Annotated in this window: 18 protein-coding genes; 7 read left to right on the plus strand and 11 right to left on the minus strand. The window is 65.8% G+C overall.

Annotated elements, in window-relative coordinates; translation table 11 throughout:
* Nucleotides 1-144: 144 nt before the first annotated feature.
* Complete coding sequence (locus ACQY46_RS18985; protein ID WP_428697544.1) at nt 145-1,233, minus strand: lytic transglycosylase domain-containing protein; 1,089 nt, start codon at nt 1,231-1,233, stop codon at nt 145-147.
* Nucleotides 1,234-1,408: 175 nt separating this feature from the next.
* Here ACQY46_RS18985 and ACQY46_RS18990 point away from each other — a divergent pair, with 175 nt between their 5' ends.
* Together ACQY46_RS18990 and ACQY46_RS18995 are read left to right on the plus strand one after the other, a co-directional pair.
* Nucleotides 1,409-1,861 carry a MaoC family dehydratase gene (locus ACQY46_RS18990; protein WP_428697545.1) on the plus strand — a complete coding sequence of 151 codons (453 nt, stop codon included), beginning with the start codon at nt 1,409-1,411 and terminating at the stop codon, nt 1,859-1,861.
* A 2-nt stretch (nt 1,862-1,863) separates the two neighbouring features.
* Nucleotides 1,864-2,745 carry an HpcH/HpaI aldolase/citrate lyase family protein gene (locus ACQY46_RS18995; protein WP_428697546.1) on the plus strand — a complete coding sequence of 294 codons (882 nt, stop codon included), beginning with the start codon at nt 1,864-1,866 and terminating at the stop codon, nt 2,743-2,745.
* A gap of 37 nt (nt 2,746-2,782) precedes the next feature.
* Here ACQY46_RS18995 and ACQY46_RS19000 read toward each other — a convergent pair whose 3' ends face one another.
* Nucleotides 2,783-3,391: a flavin reductase family protein gene (locus ACQY46_RS19000; RefSeq protein WP_428697547.1), complete on the minus strand. Its 609-nt coding sequence runs from the start codon at nt 3,389-3,391 to the stop codon at nt 2,783-2,785.
* Entirely contained in the window at nt 3,388-3,972 is a 585-nt protein-coding gene (locus tag ACQY46_RS19005) for a nitroreductase family protein (RefSeq protein ID WP_428697548.1), read from the minus strand. The genes ACQY46_RS19000 and ACQY46_RS19005 overlap by 4 nt, the downstream gene beginning before the upstream one ends.
* Before the next feature lie 212 nt (nt 3,973-4,184).
* Here ACQY46_RS19005 and ACQY46_RS19010 point away from each other — a divergent pair, with 212 nt between their 5' ends.
* Complete coding sequence (locus ACQY46_RS19010; RefSeq protein ID WP_428697549.1) at nt 4,185-5,252, plus strand: hypothetical protein; 1,068 nt, start codon at nt 4,185-4,187, stop codon at nt 5,250-5,252.
* Here the strand turns inward: ACQY46_RS19010 and ACQY46_RS19015 are convergent.
* Nucleotides 5,235-6,137, minus strand: a complete 903-nt coding sequence (locus ACQY46_RS19015) for a lysophospholipid acyltransferase family protein (protein ID WP_428697550.1) — start codon at nt 6,135-6,137, stop codon at nt 5,235-5,237. The two genes, ACQY46_RS19010 and ACQY46_RS19015, sit on opposite strands and share 18 nt — an antisense overlap.
* Before the next feature lie 189 nt (nt 6,138-6,326).
* Between ACQY46_RS19015 and ACQY46_RS19020 the strand changes: the two genes are divergently transcribed.
* The 3 genes from ACQY46_RS19020 to ACQY46_RS19030 are packed head-to-tail and all read left to right on the plus strand — an operon-like array spanning nt 6,327 to nt 6,983.
* Complete coding sequence (locus ACQY46_RS19020; RefSeq protein ID WP_428697551.1) at nt 6,327-6,626, plus strand: hypothetical protein; 300 nt, start codon at nt 6,327-6,329, stop codon at nt 6,624-6,626.
* Nucleotides 6,607-6,798: a PIN domain-containing protein gene (locus ACQY46_RS19025; protein WP_428697552.1), complete on the plus strand. Its 192-nt coding sequence runs from the start codon at nt 6,607-6,609 to the stop codon at nt 6,796-6,798. The genes ACQY46_RS19020 and ACQY46_RS19025 overlap by 20 nt, the downstream gene beginning before the upstream one ends.
* Nucleotides 6,786-6,983 (plus strand): type II toxin-antitoxin system VapC family toxin, encoded by a 198-nt coding sequence (locus tag ACQY46_RS19030; protein ID WP_428697553.1) that lies wholly within the window; start codon nt 6,786-6,788, stop codon nt 6,981-6,983. Before ACQY46_RS19025 ends, ACQY46_RS19030 begins: the two co-directional genes overlap by 13 nt.
* A 59-nt stretch (nt 6,984-7,042) precedes the next feature.
* On the opposite strand, the gene thrS is transcribed toward ACQY46_RS19030, so the two are convergent.
* The 3 genes from thrS to ACQY46_RS19045 all read right to left on the minus strand — a co-directional run bounded on the left by thrS (nt 7,043) and on the right by ACQY46_RS19045 (nt 12,139).
* Nucleotides 7,043-9,025, minus strand: a complete 1,983-nt coding sequence (thrS, locus tag ACQY46_RS19035; RefSeq protein ID WP_428697554.1) for a threonine--tRNA ligase — start codon at nt 9,023-9,025, stop codon at nt 7,043-7,045.
* Nucleotides 9,026-9,180: 155 nt separating this feature from the next.
* On the minus strand, nt 9,181-11,541 hold the full coding sequence (locus ACQY46_RS19040) for a diguanylate cyclase (RefSeq protein WP_428697555.1): 2,361 nt from the start codon (nt 11,539-11,541) through the stop codon (nt 9,181-9,183).
* 148 nt (nt 11,542-11,689) lie between these two features.
* A complete protein-coding gene (locus ACQY46_RS19045) occupies nt 11,690-12,139 on the minus strand; it encodes an Lrp/AsnC family transcriptional regulator (RefSeq protein ID WP_428697556.1) in 450 nt (149 codons plus the stop codon).
* 128 nt (nt 12,140-12,267) lie between these two features.
* On the opposite strand from ACQY46_RS19045, the gene ACQY46_RS19050 reads away from it, so the two are divergent.
* Nucleotides 12,268-13,161 carry a DMT family transporter gene (locus ACQY46_RS19050; protein ID WP_428697557.1) on the plus strand — a complete coding sequence of 298 codons (894 nt, stop codon included), beginning with the start codon at nt 12,268-12,270 and terminating at the stop codon, nt 13,159-13,161.
* A 40-nt stretch (nt 13,162-13,201) separates the two neighbouring features.
* On the opposite strand, the gene ACQY46_RS19055 is transcribed toward ACQY46_RS19050, so the two are convergent.
* From ACQY46_RS19055 to ACQY46_RS19070, 4 genes are all read right to left on the minus strand, one after another.
* Nucleotides 13,202-14,662 carry a RimK family protein gene (locus ACQY46_RS19055; protein ID WP_428697558.1) on the minus strand — a complete coding sequence of 487 codons (1,461 nt, stop codon included), beginning with the start codon at nt 14,660-14,662 and terminating at the stop codon, nt 13,202-13,204.
* A gap of 6 nt (nt 14,663-14,668) precedes the next feature.
* Nucleotides 14,669-15,784 carry a GNAT family N-acetyltransferase/peptidase C39 family protein gene (locus ACQY46_RS19060; protein WP_428697559.1) on the minus strand — a complete coding sequence of 372 codons (1,116 nt, stop codon included), beginning with the start codon at nt 15,782-15,784 and terminating at the stop codon, nt 14,669-14,671.
* 249 nt (nt 15,785-16,033) lie between these two features.
* Nucleotides 16,034-16,387 (minus strand): membrane protein insertion efficiency factor YidD, encoded by a 354-nt coding sequence (gene yidD / locus ACQY46_RS19065; protein ID WP_428697560.1) that lies wholly within the window; start codon nt 16,385-16,387, stop codon nt 16,034-16,036.
* A 52-nt stretch (nt 16,388-16,439) separates the two neighbouring features.
* Complete coding sequence (locus ACQY46_RS19070; protein WP_428697561.1) at nt 16,440-16,889, minus strand: iron-sulfur cluster assembly scaffold protein; 450 nt, start codon at nt 16,887-16,889, stop codon at nt 16,440-16,442.
* Nucleotides 16,890-17,057: the final 168 nt, after the last annotated feature.

Genomic DNA, 17,057 nt, shown 5'->3' on the forward strand with positions numbered 1-17,057 from the left:
CTCGCTCAACGCCTGCCGCGTGCTGTTTCGGCCGGCCCCGCGCTCATGAAAAAGGCGCACGGTCCGGTTGGAAGCCGCGCGCCTGGTAAAATGATCCGCAGGTTTCGCCTGCGCGTTGCAGACAGACCGGACCGACGGACGGGGTCACACCGGCGGCAGCAGGTCCTTCTGCTCAAGCGTCGGCCGGTAGTTGAGGAAGCCCGTCAGGTCCATCGGCTGGCCCCTGACGAGACTGGCCGTGCGGGTGGTGCCCGCCTCGGTGAGGATGCGCGAGCGCCGCTGGCTGTAGGCATCCGTCTGGCTGTCGGCACGCGCGGCGGCGCGCTCAAGCGCCTCCGCCTGCCCGGCCTCCTGCGCCGCGAAGGCCGACGTGAAGCGCGAATCGAACGACACCCGCTTCGCCTCGACACCATTGCGGAACAGTGCATGGAACGGCGAGGAAACGTCGGTGGTCGCCGACCACGCGGTCAGGACACGGCTCGTCGGATCGCCCATCGAAAGGTCTTCGCCGGCCGTCTCCGTGCCCGTCGTGGCGGCGGCTGCAACCGTCGTCGCGGCGGACGCGCCGGGCTTGGCTTCGGGCAGCGCGGCAATCTGGGTCGTGCCTGGCAGCGTCGGCATCGGGCCGCCGTGCTTGGCGACAAGATTGGCATAGACCTCGGAGACGCTGCGCGCGCCGCCCCGGTCGTAGAAGATGGGCTTGTTCGCCTTTGCCTGGCGGGAGAAGACGCGATCGGCGGCGAGATCCGGCTGGCTCTGCGCCAGGCTGATCAGCTTGCGCGCGCCGCCCGCCCCGAGGAAGTGGGCGATGTACAGCTCACCCTCGCTCGGCGGACGGCCGAGCTTCTCGGTCAGATAGGCCGCGTTCTTCTGCGTCAGTTCGCCGGCCATGCGCGACGAGATCTCGGCATTGTTGCGCAGGTCGAGGATCTGGGCGCGCATCGCCGGATCGGAGACGCGATACCGGCCGTTTGCCCCGCGCTCGATATGCTCGGCATATTGTCCAAGCCCGTGCCGGCCGCCCGATTCCTTGAGGGTCTCCAGCCAGGTGCTTTCGATGAACTGGAACAGCCCGGTCGCACTCGAGGTGCGCGCCTTGGCCGTCTCGTCGAAATTGGATTCCCGCTTCGCGGTCTTGACCAGATACTCGAAAGAGGCTCCGGTCGAGGTGCTCGCGGACTGAAAAGCTTGCTCGATCCTGGACGCGATCGAGAACGGTTCGCCGACTTTCATGCTCCGCTCTCCTGGCAACGCATGTCTTAGGATTTATTTAACAGTCGTGAAGATTTGGTTAACGAGTGGTTAACACCCGCTAAGGCCCGTTGCTCATTGGGTTTTGTGGCTTTAATCGGGAGAATCGATTCGCCGCTTTTGGCGCCATATCGCCGGAATCCACAGGGAGGACACCATGCCGGGCCTGCACTTCGAGGACTTCACCGTCGGCCATGTATTCCAACACACGCTCACCCGTACGGTGACGGAGATGGACAACATGCTGTTTTCCAACATGACGCTGAACCCGCAGCCGCTCCATATCGACCGGCACTTCTGCGAAACGCAGACCGAGTGGGGCCAGCCGCTGATGAACAGCCTGTTCACGCTCGGCCTGATGATCGGCATTTCGGTCAATGACACGACGGTCGGCACCACGATCGCCAATCTCGGCATGAACGACGTGAAGTTCCCGCATCCCCTGTTCCAGGGCGACAGCGTGCACTGCACGACCGAGGTGATTTCCACGCGCGAATCGAAGTCGCGTCCCGACGCCGGCATTGTCGAGTTCGAGCACAAGGCGTTCAACCAGCACGACAAGCTCGTCGCCATCTGCCGGCGCCAGGCGTTCATGCGAAAGAAGGGATAGTCATGCGCTCGCTTCTCTTCGTTCCCGGCGACAGCGAGCGCAAGCTCGAAAAGGCCGTGACGAGCGGTGCCGACGTGCTGCTCGTCGACCTGGAGGATTCGGTCGCCCTCGACGCCAAGCAGGCCGCGCGCGACATCACCGCCCGCTTCCTTGCCGCCCAGCGCGAGGTCGCCAGCCGGCCCCGCCTCTATGTGCGGGTCAACGCGCTCGACACCGGCAAGACGGACGCGGACCTTGCGGCGGTGATGGCGGCGATGCCGGAAGGCATCATGCTGCCCAAGTCCGCCTCCGGCGCGGATGTCCAGCACCTCGCCGCGAAGCTCGCCGTGCAGGAGGCGGAGAATGACATCCCGGACGGCCAGACCCGTATCCTCGCCGTCGCCACGGAAACCGCCGCCTCGCTGTTCAATCTGGGCACCTACCAGGGCGCGAGCCCGCGCCTGGAAGGCCTGACATGGGGCGCTGAAGACCTTTCGGCGGATATCGGCGCGCTGGCCAGCCGCATGCCGGACGGCGCCTTCAGCGAGCCGTTCCGGCTGGCACGCAATCTCTGCCTGTTCGGCGCGGTCGCGGCCGGTGCGGCGCCCATCGACACGGTCTTCACCAATTTCCGGGACATGGACGGCTTGCGGGCGGAAGCGCTTCAGGCCCTGCATGACGGGTTCACCGCGAAGATGGCGATCCACCCCGCCCAGGTCGTGGTGATCAACGAGGTCTTCACCCCGTCCGAGGGCGAAGTGGCCAAGGCGCGCGCGGTTATCGGGGCCTTTACGGCGGCCGGCAATCCGGGCGTGGTCGGCCTCGACGGCGAGATGCTCGACCGTCCTCACCTGCGCCGCGCCGAAAAGGTGCTGGCGCGGGCCGAGGCCGCCAGCCGCTCGTGACGGGCGGCGAGACGGCCTCGCGCCGGGTATGCAAACGTCAGGCGCGCGGGCGCGTCATCTGGAACACGGCGTCGACGACCGAATAGTCCATGTAGCCGAGACGGGCGAGCGGCCGGGCGCGGGTCACGTCGAAGAGCCCGTCGACGAGCACGCTTTCATCGATATGCACGGCAACGACCTCGCCGAACACCACCCAGTTGTCGGCTTGCCTGCCGTCCAGTCCGGCAAGGCGCAGGGTCTGCAGGTGGCGGCACTCGAACGCGGCCTTCGCCTCGGCAACGCGCGGCGTGCCGATCAGCGTCGATGCGGCTGCCGTCAGGCCGGCCTTCTCGAATTCCGAGGTCCCGTGCGGATACGGCGCCGAGGAGACGTTCATCGCATCCTTCAGATCCTCGGTCGCCAGGTTGAAGACGAACTCGCCGCTGGCATCCACATTGGTCACGCTGTCCTTGTAGCCGGACGAGGAGAACATGACGATCGGCGGCGTGTCGCACACCGCGTTGAAGAAGCTGTAGGGCGCAAGGTTCAGCGTGCCCTCGGGCGAGCGGGTGGAGATCCAGCCGATCGGCCGCGGCGCGACGATCGCCTTGAAGGGATTGTGCGGCAGGCCGTGGCCCTTCGCCACTTCGTAGCTGTAGGTGCTCATGCGCCCGTCCACTCGCTGATCAGGCCGTCAAGGTCCGGCCGGGGCCGCTCGCTCGGGGTCTCCGACGGCGTTCCCAGGTGAACGAACCCGGCGATGCGTTCGGCCTCGGCCAGTCCCAGCATCGCCGACACATCATCGTCGAAGGCCATCCATTCCGTCAGCCACTGCGCGGCGAAGCCGCTCGCATGGGCGGCGGTCACCAGGTTCATGCAGACCGCGCCGACGCAAAGCTGCTGCTCCCAGACGGGAACCTTCGGATGGACCGCGGCACGGCTGACGACCGCGACCACCAGCGGCGCGCGGGTGAAGCGCGTCGCCTCCTGCTGGCGGCGATCCCCGGCGAGCGGTCCCTCGCGGGTCTCCAGCAGCGACACGAGGCGGTTGCCGAGGTCGGCACGCGCCTCGCCCCTCAGCAGGATGAAGCGCCAGGGAACCAGCTTGCCGTGGTCCGGCACGCGCGAGGCCGCCTGCAGGATGTCCCGCAGCACGTCGCCTGCAGGCGCCGGCTCGACCAGGCTGATTGCCGGATGCGACCGGCGCGTCAGCAGCAGGCGCAGGGTTTCGGATTGCTCCGTCGTCATCGCATTTCCTTGATATCGGCCCCCGACCGGCGGTCGGGGCATGAGAAGGTGGGCTGAACTGGCAGCATTTTTCACCTCAATGACCTAGTCAGGTTTTCGCCCCTGTCAATCATCCCATGCCGATCGGCCGAGATGACTTGAAATCGCCCCAGTTTTGGGTTGGAAACAGGGTGGATGAAATCGATCGTGAAACGGGTGGGACGTACCGGCCAATGCGGGTGACCAGGCTTATTGCATGCGCGCTGTGCGCCCTCGGGCTGGCGGTCCAGCCTCTCTCCGCGCAGGACGTGATCACACCGCAGGCAAAGCCCGGGGATCTCGGAGCTTCCGCGCCGGCCACCGCGCTGCCGGACGATCCCGCTCCGCTCAACGCGCCGGCCCTGCTCGACACGCCCGCTCCGCTTGGAAGCCTGCTCGGCGGCAATGCCGTGCCGGGCTCCTCCACCCCCGTCGTGCCCTATGCCCCCGCGGTCACTCCGAACACCGGCATGCCCGGCCCTTCCACCCTGTCACCGGTCTATCTGGTGGCCCGCCTGGCCGAGGACGGCCCCTCCCTCACCCAGGGCGTTCGCTGGCGTGTCTATGCCAACGCCCCGAACGAGCAAGGCAAGTTGGAACTGGTGGCGACGGCGCAGGGCGGCGACGCGGATTTCCGCCTCTCGCCGGGCGACTATTTCGTCCACACCGCCTATGGCTATGCCGGCCGCACCAGCCGGATCGCCGTGCGTGACGGGCTGACCAGCCAGACGGTGATGCTCAATGCCGGCGGCATCAAGCTCGACGCCCAGTTCTCCGGCCAGCAGCCGATCCAGACCGGGCGCGTCGTCTTCGACATCTACGAGCGGGATTTCGACAGCCGCGGCGAGCGCAAGCTGGTCGCCGGCAACGTCAAGCCGGGCGCCATCGTCCGGCTGAACGCCGACACCTATCATGTGGTCAGCCGCTACGGCGCGGTCAACGCGACCGTGCGCGCCGACATCCGTGTCGAGCCGGGCAAGCTGACCGAGGCAACCGTCTATCACAACGCCGCCCGCGTCACCCTGAAGCTCGTCAACCAGTCCGGCGGAGAGGCCATCGCCAACACCAAATGGTCGGTTCTGACCCCCGGCGGCGACGTCGTCGTCGAGGGCACCGGCGCGTTCCCGGCTTTCATCCTGGCTTCAGGCGAATATCAGGTCATCGCGCGCAACGAGGACAAGCTCTATTCGCGCGAGTTCGAGGTCAACACCGCCAGTCACGGCGAAGTCGAGGTGCTGACCAGCTCACTGCTCAAGCAGTGACGCGGGCAGTGTCCCTGCGGCCGCGATCGGGCGCAGGCGCCTGCGATCGGCCCTGGACCTGGCGCGCGGGCGCGCCGGCGCCATCGAGATCACCCGGTGATGCAGGTGCTCGATCATCGCCTTCTGGTCGCCGAAGGCGGCAAGCTCGGCAAAGGGGATCGGCGCACCGACCCTGACCGGCAGGTCGCACCCCATGATGCGGCGAAACTCCCGGATATACATCGACAGGCGCAACGTCAGCGAGAACCGCGACACAAGGTGGAAGAGCGGCGAGTTCTGGCCGTCGAAATAGAGCGGGATCACGGTCGCCCGCGCGGCGCGGATCATCTTTGCGGTGAAGGTCTTCCAGGGCAGTTCGCGGGCCCGGCCGAAGGGCTTGTCCGCCGTTGCCACGCCGCCGCCCGGAAAAACGATGATGGTGACGCCCTCGGCGAGCAGCCTCAGCGCCTCCTGCCGGGTGCGCATGTTGGTCCGCAAGGCCTCCGGCGTTTCCTCGAAATCGATCGGCAGCGAATAGGGCCGGATCTCCGGCGCCTTCAGCAGCTCGTTGTTGATGAGGATGCGGTAGGGTCGCTCCAGCCGCTCCGCGAGCGCCAGGATCGCCAGCCCGTCGCCAAGGCCGTAAGGGTGGTTGGCGATCATCACCAGCGGCCCCTCGGGCAGGCCCTGCGGCGGCCAGTTGCCCTCCTCCACCACCACATCGACCCCGATCAGCGCCAGCAGGTCGCTCCACTTGGTGGTCGAGGTGGCGGCAACGGCATCGCGCCAGTAGCGGTAATAGCCGAGCAGATGGTTCCGGCCCGACAGGGTCTCGATCACCCGGATCACGGATCGCTTCAACCAGGAATGCCCCTCGTTGGCGTAGCTCAGTTCGGTCTCTTGCACCGGGCGACCCTCGTGCCTGTCGTCCACCGCCACCGGCAGGTTCCCCGGCGGCTCCTCGTCAATTTAGACGATTCTCGAAAGGGGAATAATAGCCGGCATTCCGTGACAGATCGGCGACAGGTCGGGCATACCGCAGTTGCCGACAGGCCGACCCCGGCGTGCTATACAAGGATCGAAGGAGAGATCAAGATGAGTTCGCGGGAAAAGGAAAAGCCTGTTACCGGATCCCGGGTGCAGAAACCGCCCCGCGACATCGGTCATGGCGCATACGAGCGCGTCGGGACACACCGCCAACCTGACCTGGCGACCGAAGCACCTCGGGAACTGCGCTCGATCAGGTCGTGGCCCGGTGGCGCGCGCGCCGCTCAAAACCACCGGCGTCCCAAGACGCTCGGGCTGCTTGCGGGGAAGTACACCCTTCCTGACGAGTTTTTCGACGACCTGAGCGAACAGGAACTTCAGGCCTGGAATGCCGGATCACCTGATTGACACTCACGTTTTCATCTGGGCCTTGTCTGCGCCAGAAAACCTGAGCGAAGTGGCGCGCGGCATTGTAGAGGACCCGGAAAGCGCGACCTTCGTCAGCGCCATCAGCGCTTATGAAATCGTCTTGGCAAGCTCGGCGAGGCGGCCGGCTGGATCAACGGCATGTCTCGTCTGATCGTGGAAAGCGGCTTCGATCCGCTTCCCGTCACCTTCGAGCAGGCACAGGCGGCGGCTTCGTTTACCGATGCGCATCGCGACCCGTTCGACCGGATGCTTGCCGCTCAGGCAAACAGTCTCGGCCTCGTTCTCGTCTCTCGCGACGAGAAACTCGACCTGTTCACGGACCTGCGCCGCTGGTAGCACAATGCCTGTGAGCCGCGCTGTGAACGCGGCTCACAGGTTACCTGCTTCAGTCGGCGTCAGTCGGCGTCACGCTTGAGGTCCGGCGCGACGGCCTCCTCGCGCAGGGCCGTGATCGCCTCGTCGAGCCCCATCGCGCTCTGGTGCTGGGAGCCGAGCCGGCGGATGTTGACCGTCCGCTCCTCCGCCTCGCGCTTGCCGCACACGACGATCACCGGGACCTTGGCCAGCGAATGCTCGCGGACCTTGTAGTTGATCTTCTCGTTCCTGAGATCGATCTCGGCCCGCAGCCCCGCCTTCTTCATCGCCGCCAGCACCTCGCGGGCATACTCGTCCGCATCCGAGGTGATGGTGGTGACGATCACCTGTTGCGGCGCCAGCCAGAGCGGGAAGTGGCCCGCGAAATTCTCGATCAGGATCCCCAGAAAACGCTCCATCGAGCCGCAGATGGCGCGGTGGATCATCACCGGCGTCTTCTTCTCGCCGGCGCTGTCGACGTAGAAGGCGCCGAAGCGTTCCGGCAGATTGAAGTCCACCTGCGTGGTGCCGCACTGCCATTCCCGGCCGATCGCGTCACGCAGCGTGTACTCGAATTTCGGCCCGTAGAACGCGCCCTCGCCCGGCAGGATGTCGGTCTTGATACGCCCCCCGGCCTGCTCTTCGATCTGTTTCAGCACGTCGCGCATGACCGCCTCGGCATGGTCCCATGCTTCGTCGGAGCCGACGCGCTTGTCCGGCCGGGTGGAGAGCTTGACGACGATCTTGTCGAAGCCGAAATCCTCGTAGACCGACAGGATCAGGTCGTTGATCTTCAGGCACTCCGCCGCCATCTGCTCCTCGGTGCAGAAGACATGGGCGTCGTCCTGGGTGAAACCGCGCACGCGCATCAGCCCGTGCATGGCGCCCGACGGCTCGTAGCGGTGAACGGCGCCGAACTCGGCCAGGCGCAGCGGCAGGTCGCGATACGACTTCAGCCCGTGCTTGAAGATCTGGATGTGACCGGGGCAGTTCATCGGCTTCAGCGCAAAGACGCGATCGTCCTCGGCCTCGGTGTCCGCGCACTGCACGGAGAACATGTTCTCCTTGTACCAGGTCCAGTGGCCTGAGGTTTCCCACAGCGAGGTGTGCAGCACCTGCGGCGCGTTGACCTCGTCATAGTCGCCGTCCAGACGGCGGCGCATGTAGGAAACGAGGTTCTGGAACAGCGTCCAGCCCTTGCCGTGCCAGAAGACGACACCCGGCCCCTCCTCCTGGAAATGGAAGAGGTCCATCTCGCGCCCCAGCCGGCGGTGGTCGCGCTTCTCCGCTTCCTCCAGCATGTGGAGATAGGCCTTCAGGTCCGCGTCGTTCGCCCAGGCGGTGCCGTAGATGCGGGTCAGCATCGGGTTGTTGCTGTCGCCGCGCCAATAGGCGCCGGCCACTTTCATCAGCTTGAAGGCGTCGCCGATCTGGCGGGTGGTCGCCATGTGCGGGCCCCGGCACATGTCGAGCCAGTCGCCCTGGCGGTAGATCTTGACATCCTCGCCGGCGGGGATCGCCTCAAGCAGTTCGACCTTGTAGGTCTCGCCCTTGTCGAGGAAGTGGCGCCTGGCCTCGTCGCGCGACCAGACCTCGCGGGCGAAGGCGTCGCCGCGCTGGATGATCTCGCGCATCTTCTTCTCGATGACCGGCAGGTCCTCGGGCGTGAACGGCCAGTCTTCCCCGGAATTGGAATGAACGCGCTTGAAATCGTAATAGAAGCCGTTCTCGATCACCGGGCCGATGGTGACCTGGGTGCCGGGCCACAATGCCTGCACCGCCTCGGCCATGACATGGGCCGCGTCGTGACGGATCAGCTCCAGCGCGCGCGGATCCTCGCGGGTGACGATCTCCAGCCGCGCGTCGCGCGCGATCGGCAGCGACAGGTCGGCAAGCTCGCCGTCGAGGGTCACGGCGACGGCTTTCTTGGCCAGCGACTTGGAAATGCCGGTGGCGATCTCGGCGCCGGTGACGCCGGGCGAAAAATCGCGAACCGAATTGTCGGGGAAGGTCAGATGGATCATCTCTGTCTCCTGCTCACTCCTGCAAACAAGGCAGGTAAGCGATCGTTTCAAGGCTGGCCGTCCGCGCGCGCGGCCCCTCGCGTCAAGGCAAGGGGGGCGCGCCCGGCGTTTGGACAGGCCAATTCGAAGCGGCACGGCGGCCGCCCGACACTCCCTTAAGAGATTTGCCGCAAGTGGGCAACAACGCCGCGGCGATCGGCCTTGCCGATCCTGCCAAGCTGGATACGGTTGCGGCCCGCCCGCTTCGCCTCGTAGAGCGCCTTGTCCGCCACCGCGAAGGCTGTCTCCACCGTCTCCGTGTCCGGGCGCCAGCTGCACAGGCCGGCGGAAAACGCGACCTCGAGCCTGATCCCTCCCACATCGATCTCGCGTGCCGCTATCGTCTTGCGGATCGCGTCGAGCCGCTCCACCGCGTCCGCCTCGCCCGATGCGGGCAGCAGGACAGCGAACTCTTCCCCGCCGATGCGCGCGCACAGGTCCCCCTCGGCCAGGCATTCCCTGAGCCAGCGGGCAAAGACGCGCAGCACCTCGTCGCCCACGCCATGTCCATGAACGTCGTTGACCGACTTGAAGTGATCGAGATCGACGATAGCGAGACAGACCAGCCGGTCGGGCGTCTCCGCGACGCCTTCGATGGCCGAAACGAAGGCCCGCCGGTTCAGCAAGCCGGTGAGCGAATCCTGGCTTGCCAGCCGCTGCAGTTCCTCCTCTGTCTCGGCCCGTTGTTCCTCCAGCCTGCGGGCATGCAGCAACAGGCCGAGCGCCATGGGCAGCGGCGCGAGCAGGTCGAGCAGCTCCCCGTCGTATTCGTCCGTCCGGTTGGCCAGCCCGATCATGCCCAGCAATTCGTCGCCATACTTGATCGGCAGTCCGAGGAAACGCGTCAGCACGGGATGTCCCGCAGGCACGCCCTTGGCCAGCGGATGCGCGGGCACGTCATTGGCGACCACGACGCTTCCGGTGGTGATGGTGGAGCCGAACAGGTTGTCGAGGCTCTTGAACACCAGCTCACCCTTCTCGTGGAGAGCGTAGAGACGGGCGCTTTCGGCGTTCCAGGAAATATCCGAGATCGCCTTGATGGCAAGCTCCCGGTTGCCCGTCTCCTGGTCCCGCGCCACCGCGCCGATGAAGCCGAACTGGCTTTCGGACAACTCGATGATCGGACCGAGCAGCATCTCGCAGGCCTTGCGCACGTCCTTCTCGATCAGGAAGGCCTGCTGGCTGCGATTGAGAAGGTCGAACAATTCGCCCTGCTTGCTCTGCCGGAAAAAGGCCTGCTGGCGTTTGGTGACGTCCCGGCTCGCACCGATGATGCGCGAAGGGTTGCCGAGCGCGTCCCGGTCGGTGGCACGGCCGAAATTCTGCATCCAGATCCAGTGTCCCATCTCGTGGCGCACGCGGCACTCGACCGAGAACGCGGGCGAGCGCCCTTCGACGTGATCGCGCCAGGCCTTCTCGAACCGCGCCCTGTCGAGCGGATGGATGGCCTGTTTCCACGACAGCAGCGAAGGTTCGAGATGATCGTAGGACTTGCCGACAAGGGCGGCCCATTGCTGGCTTCGGTGCAGCTCGCCGGTCGCAAGCATGCATTCCCAGGCGCCGAGTTCGCCGGCATCCATGACGATGTTGAGCCGGCCCAGCGCCGCCCGCACCTGCAGGGCCAGCTGCTTCTGGTCCGTCTGGTCGACAAGCAGCCCCTCGACGACGATCAGGCGTCCGTCGCCGCCGTAAAAGCCCTGCGTGTACTGGTGCACCCACACTTCGCGGCCGTCGGGCCGCACCAGCCGGTACTCGAATTCCTGCTTCTCCGTCTCGCTCGCCTGGCTGTTGAGATGACTGTTGAGCACATGGATCAGCCCGTCCCGGTCCTCTGGATGGACGAAGCTGAGGAACCCGAAACGGGCCGCATCGCCCGGGTCCTTCAGGCCCAGAAGGCGCGCCAATGCGGGGTTCTCGCCGGCAAGGGGCCAGGCCGGCTTGCCTTGCCAGCGAATGCGCACGATCGGGCCGTCATTGTTGAAACGGGCGGTACGCTCGGCGGCGCGACGCGCCTGCGCGGCTGTGAAAAGATCGGCGGCGATCCCGGCAAAGGCCGCGAGCTGGGCCAGCGTGTCCTCGCCAAGCGCCCCGACCCGGCGGTCCTTGAGGCAGACGACGCCGACGACATGACCGTCGATGCGGATCGGCGACCCGGCATAGGAGCGAAAACGGGGACCGCCCGTGACGCTCTTTCGGTTGCGAAACAGCGCATGGCTCGACAGGTCGTCGACCAGGAACGCGGTTTGCGAGATCACGACCTGATCGCAGAAGGAATCCGAGCGCAGCCGCGTGTTGCAGACCTCGCCCGCCGATGCCTTCACATGTTGCGTCGTTCGGTCAAGGACGGAAATCGAGGCCACGTCCACCTTGAACTGGTGTCGTATGAGCTCGGCAAGACGATCCAGGCTCTCGTCCTGCTCAAGGAAGACGAGTTCGTGTCTGTCCAGTGCTTGAAGGCGCTCGATCTCCTCGGGCATTTTGCCGGCTTTCCGATGCGTCTGCTTTCAGCAACACGAAGATAATGCCATGCAAGAGTAACTGAATCGCGAATACGGGAAACCGATTTCGATCAACACGGCTTACCTTGCGTTGCCTCCGGGCTGTACCAGATGCCGGCGACCGGGATCAGGCGCCCGTCGGCACGAGAGGCGGCGGCCGGCGGCGGATCGGCTGCGACTTGACGATGGACGTGCTCGTCTCCGCCTTGTCGGCGATCTTGTCGAGAATGCCGTCAAGCTCGTCGATCGAGGTCAGCACCAGCCGCACGACGAAGCAGTCCTCGCCCGTCACCTTGTCGCATTCGCAGAATTCCGGCGTTTCCTCGATATGCCGCTGGACGATGTGCAGCTTGCCCGGCAGCGGCCGGATGCGGATGATCGCCTGCAGCCCGTAGCCCAGCGCCTTCGGATCGACATCGACGGTGAAGCCGCGGATGACCCCGCGCTCCTGCAGCCGGCGGATGCGCTCCGAAACTCCCGGCGAGGACAGGCCGACGCGTCCGGCAAGCTCCTTCAGCGACATGCGGGCATCCTCGATCAGGGCTTCGACAATACGGCGATCAATGTCGTCTATCATGGAAAACTCCTGGAAATTTCATGATCACCTTACAATAAAAGGCAAATCCGTCAATTCACCTTACCCAAACGATGGAATCCGCACGCCCGCAGCGCGATTGTGGTGGCACATGTTTCCAGGAGGATCCAATGGACAAGACCCTGCGCGGCGCCACCGAAATGATCGCCGCGATGACCATTCTCGGCTCGATAGGCTGGTTCGTCGTCATGTCCGGCCAGCCGGCCGTCGACGTCGTCTTCTGGCGTTGCGTCTTCGGCGCGCTGGCCCTGCTTGTCATCTGCGGGTTGCAGGGCGCGCTGCGCCACCGGCTGACATGGCGGACCGCCGGTCTCGCCGCGCTTGGCGGCGTTGCCATCGTCGTCAACTGGGCCATGCTGTTCAGCGCCTATGGCCAGGCTTCGATCTCGATCGCGACGGCGGTCTACAACATGCAGCCCTTCATTCTGGTCGGGTTCGGCGCGCTGTTCCTGTCCGAAAAGGTCACCGCAACCAAGCTCGGCTGGCTTGCCATCGCCTTTGCCGGCGTGGTGATGATCGTCCAGGCAAAGCCCGATGCCGGCTACACCGGCGCCAATTACGCGCTCGGCATCGCGCTCGCTTTCGGTGCCGCCTTCTTCTGGGCCGTGGCCGCGCTAATCACCAAGAAGCTGAGCGGCACGCCGCCGCACCTGATCGCGCTGATCCAGGTCGGCGTCGGCATCGCCATGCTCGCCCCTTTCGCCACCTGGGCCGAACCGCCGCAGAGGCCCGCCGCCTGGGGGGCGCTGGTCACGCTCGGCGTCGTTCATACCGGACTGATGTACACGTTGATGTACGGGGCGGTGCAGAAGCTGCCGACCCATCTCCAGGGTGCGTTCTCGTTCGTCTACCCCGTCGTCGCCATCCTGGTCGACTATCTTGCCTTCGGTCACCGGCTGCAGCCGGTCCAGATCGCCGGCGCGGCCGCCATCATCATCGCCGCAGCCGGGCTGACCTTCGGCTGGCGGTTGCTCGGGCGACGGCGGCAGGCAAGGGCCTCTTGAGTGGAGAGGGCCTCGTGAGCGGACGGGACCTTCCGGCCCCTCACCGCGCCTCGATGCGGCGCACGAACCAGCGCACCAGCCGTTCCCAGACAGCATCCTTCTCGGCGGAATCCTCGACACCGTGGTCAAGATTGGGGTTGTCGTTGACCTCGATGACGACGACCCGGTCGCCGAAGGACTTGAGATCGACGCCGTAGAGCCCGCCGCCGATCAGGCTCGCCGCGCGCACCGCCGTCTCCACCACCGCCGGCGGTGTCTCCGCCAGCGAGACGGAGCGGAAGCTGCCTTCCTTCGACTGCTTGCCGTCCTCGTGCTTGACGATCTGCCAGTGTTTCTTGGCCATCAGGTACTGCACGGCAAAGAGCGGCTCGCCGTCGAGCACGCCGATGCGCCAGTCGAACTCGGTCGGGCAGTATTCCTGCGCAATGATGATGTCGCTGTCCTCCAGAAGCTCCTTCAGCTTCGCCGCGATCGCCGTCTCGCCCTCGACCCGATAGACGCCCCGGCTGAAGGACCCGTCGGGGATCTTCAGCACCACCGGCGAGCCGAGGCGCGCCTCCAGTCCCGCCGCCTCCTTGACGCTTGAAAGGATCGCCGTCTTGGGGATCGGGATGCCGTGCGATTCCATCAACTCGGCCAGGTAGACCTTGTTGGTGCAGCGGATCATCGACACCGGATCGTCGATCACCGGCATCCCCTCCTGCACCGCGCGGCGGGCGAAACGGTAGGTGTGGTTGTCGATATTGGTCGTCTCGCGGATGAACAGCGCGTCGTACTGCGCCAGCCGGTCGAGATCCCCCTTGCCGATGGGAACGATCTCGACGCCCTGGCGCGCGGCGACCTTGGCCATGTGCCGCAGCGACGACTGGGCCGAGGGCGGCAGCTCCTCCTTCGGGTTCGAAAGGACCGCCAGCGCATGCTTCATCGGCACGCGCTGCTTCGGCGCCCGCCAGGCGCGATGGGTGTAGCGCTCCAGGCTCTCCATCATGAAGGCACGGGCATCGCCCTCCAGCTCCGGGATCGGAACGACGCGGATGCGGGTGATCGCACGCCACTGGCCCGAGGCCACGCTGACCTCCAGGATCGGCGCCCGGTACCAGTCGAAGAGCAGCCGGGCAAACGGCTCCAGCGCGGCAATCGCGGTATGACCGAGACAGACCAGTATGCGCTCGCCCGCCTCCGCCGCGCCCGGCTTGCCGAGGCAGCGGTTGAGGCTGTCCTCGAGCTCGGGAAGCGCGTGCCGGTAGAGCCCCTTGCGCGACAGTTCGATCATCGTCTCGACATTGGGCAGCACGCGGTGCTGGCGCGCCTCGGCCAGCAGCGAGGCGTAGTAGCCCGCGCCCTGGTAGGAATAGGAGCGCGACAGGTTGATGATGTTGGGATGCGTGCCGGTGAAAAGCTTCGGCCGCATCATGTAGTCGCGCACGCTCATCACCTTGTGCGGCGTGTCGGCGTTGGAGACATCCTTTGCGTTGTCGACGAGAACAACCCATGTGGCCATCGTGGCTCAGCCCTTTCTCAAGATGATCTGTGCGCGCACGGGCGGCTTTCCCCAGCGCGCCATGCGGTCGAATTCGGCGTCCGGTATCGGCAGGTTGGCCGCGTCCTGCGGTGTCTCGTAGCCCTCGTATCCAAGCCAGGGATCGTGGATGAAAAGGTGGCCCGCATCCTCTCCCTGGACAAGCACCCAATGCGGGCCGCGTCGTCCGAGCATCCGGTATTCGGAGATCAGCACGATCGCCAGCGCGCCCCCGGCCACTTCTCCGGCAAGATCGCGGGCGGAGAGCTGTTCTTCGCTGACGGCGACGCCCAGCCCGGCCGCTTCCGCCCGGTAGTCGTCCTGGACGATCTCCATCACCCGCCGCTTGTCGGGATCGCGCACGGAGGAGATGAACAGGTGGCCGGGCGGCGACAGCCGTACCTCGGCCCTCAGGCCGCGCCGCGCCGCGGCAGCCGCCAGCCCGTAGGGACCGCAGCCGCCATGCCCGGAGGCAAGATAGATCGTCGTCGCCTCCCGCCACAACCGCAGTTCCAGGCGTTCGCCGGTCTCGGTCTGCGGGTCGAAATGCTTGAGCGCCATCATCAGGCAGGAGGGACCGCAGGTGAACTCGCTCGTCTGCGCGAAATAGGGAACGATGGATCCTTGAGCCGCCGCGTCGCGCAGCGGCTTTTCCATGCGCAGCGCCGCACAGCCATCCTCGTAATAGTTCGGAACGCGGCCATGGGCGCGATATCCGACGCTTTCATAGAGCCGCCGGGCGGGCGTGTTGTCCTCGCGCACCTCCAGCCTGAGCACGATCCGGTCGCGGGCGAAGGCATCCGCCTCCGCAGCTCCCAGAAGGGCGCGCGCATGGCCGCGTCCGCGCATCTGCGGCATCATGGCAAAGGAATAGAGGCGGGCAAGCGCCGTTCCGCTGCGGAACAGCAGCAAGGCATAGCCGGCCGGCCGGCCCTCGAGGGTCGCCATGATGCAGGAGGCTCCGGTGCTTTCCAGAAACCTTCGGAAGGAGCGCCGCGAGATCCTGTCCTGCGTGAAGCAGGCGTTCTCGATGTCGAGAAGCGCGGGAAGGTCGTCGGGAGTTGCAGCGCGCAGGGTCAGGCCCGCGCCTTCTGGAATGTCCAAATCCGGGTCCCCCGGGGACGATTTGCCGGAACTGGTTTGCGGTTCCGCTGCGCATGGCCGGGCGTGAAACCGCCGGCATCCGGCACAAACGCGGGGCGGATGGCAAGACGGCCCGCAATTTGCCCGTCAAGCCTGCACCCTCGATTGTGCGCGCGTCAAATATCCGTATTCGGGATGGTCGTCTTCAACACGTTTCGCATGGCTTTTGCGAAAATTGCATGACACGCGACGCGGCCGCCAGGCCCGCCCTCAATCAAGCCGGGTCGCCGGATCGATATGTTCCGACGTCCAGCGGCCATAGCGCCAGGGCAGATACCAGCGTGAGCGGGCCGGAAGGTCGTCCGCAACCGGATCGAACCCGCTTCCGCCGCCCGGACGGCAGCGCTGCAGGCGGGCAAGGCCGATCCACAACCCGGCCCAGAGCCCGTGCCGGACGATGGCGTCGGACATGTAGCCCGAACAGCTCGGCGCATAGCGGCACGAGCGGCCGATAAACGCCGAAAGCGTGAGCTGGTAGACACGGATGAGGAGCAGTACGGCCCGCGCAACCGGCCCGGGCGGGCGCAGGCCCGCACGGGCCGCGTGATCCTCGTTTGAGCACATGCCCGCACCTTGCGTCCGGGAGCCGGAAATCCGCCCGCCGACGCCCCTTGTCTCAGGCGGCGGCCTCGTCGCCGCGCCGCGCCTCGATCTGTTCGGCCGCATCGACGACCGCCTCGAAAGCCAGCAGGGTGGAGGCGTGCCGCGCCTTGAAGTCGCGCACCGGCTGAAGCACCTCCGCCTCGGCGAAACGCCCCTCCGGCGGAGGGCCGTTTTCCTTCAGCATCGCCCGCATCTGGTCGCGCGCGCGCCGCAGTTCCTCGAGCTTTGCACCGATCACATTGCGGGCCACGACCGATGCGGCGGCCTGGCCGAGCGCGCAGGCTTTGACGTCCTGCGTGAAATCGGTCACAACTCCTTTTTGCATCTTTAGGTCGACAATGACGGTCGAACCGCACAACTTGGAGTGCGCCTTGGCTGAGGCGTCGGGGGCATCGAGGCGGCCAAGACGAGGTATATTGCCGGCGAGTTCGAGAATTTTGGCGTTGTAGATATCGTCGAGCATTAAGCGCCTCTTCAAGAAAGCGTGACGCAGGCGATCCGGCTTCACAGCCCTTCCGCATTTCTTATATAGGGTGGAACGCAGGAAAGAAATGGACACAGGTGCAGCGAGAGCCGACCGGGCGGACGAGGTCGTGAAAAACTGCCGCAATTCAAACAATCTGGCATGCGA

Origin of the sequence: Stappia sp., from assembly GCF_965276915.1 — a bacterium.
In the GTDB taxonomy this organism is placed as follows: domain Bacteria; phylum Pseudomonadota; class Alphaproteobacteria; order Rhizobiales; family Stappiaceae; genus Stappia.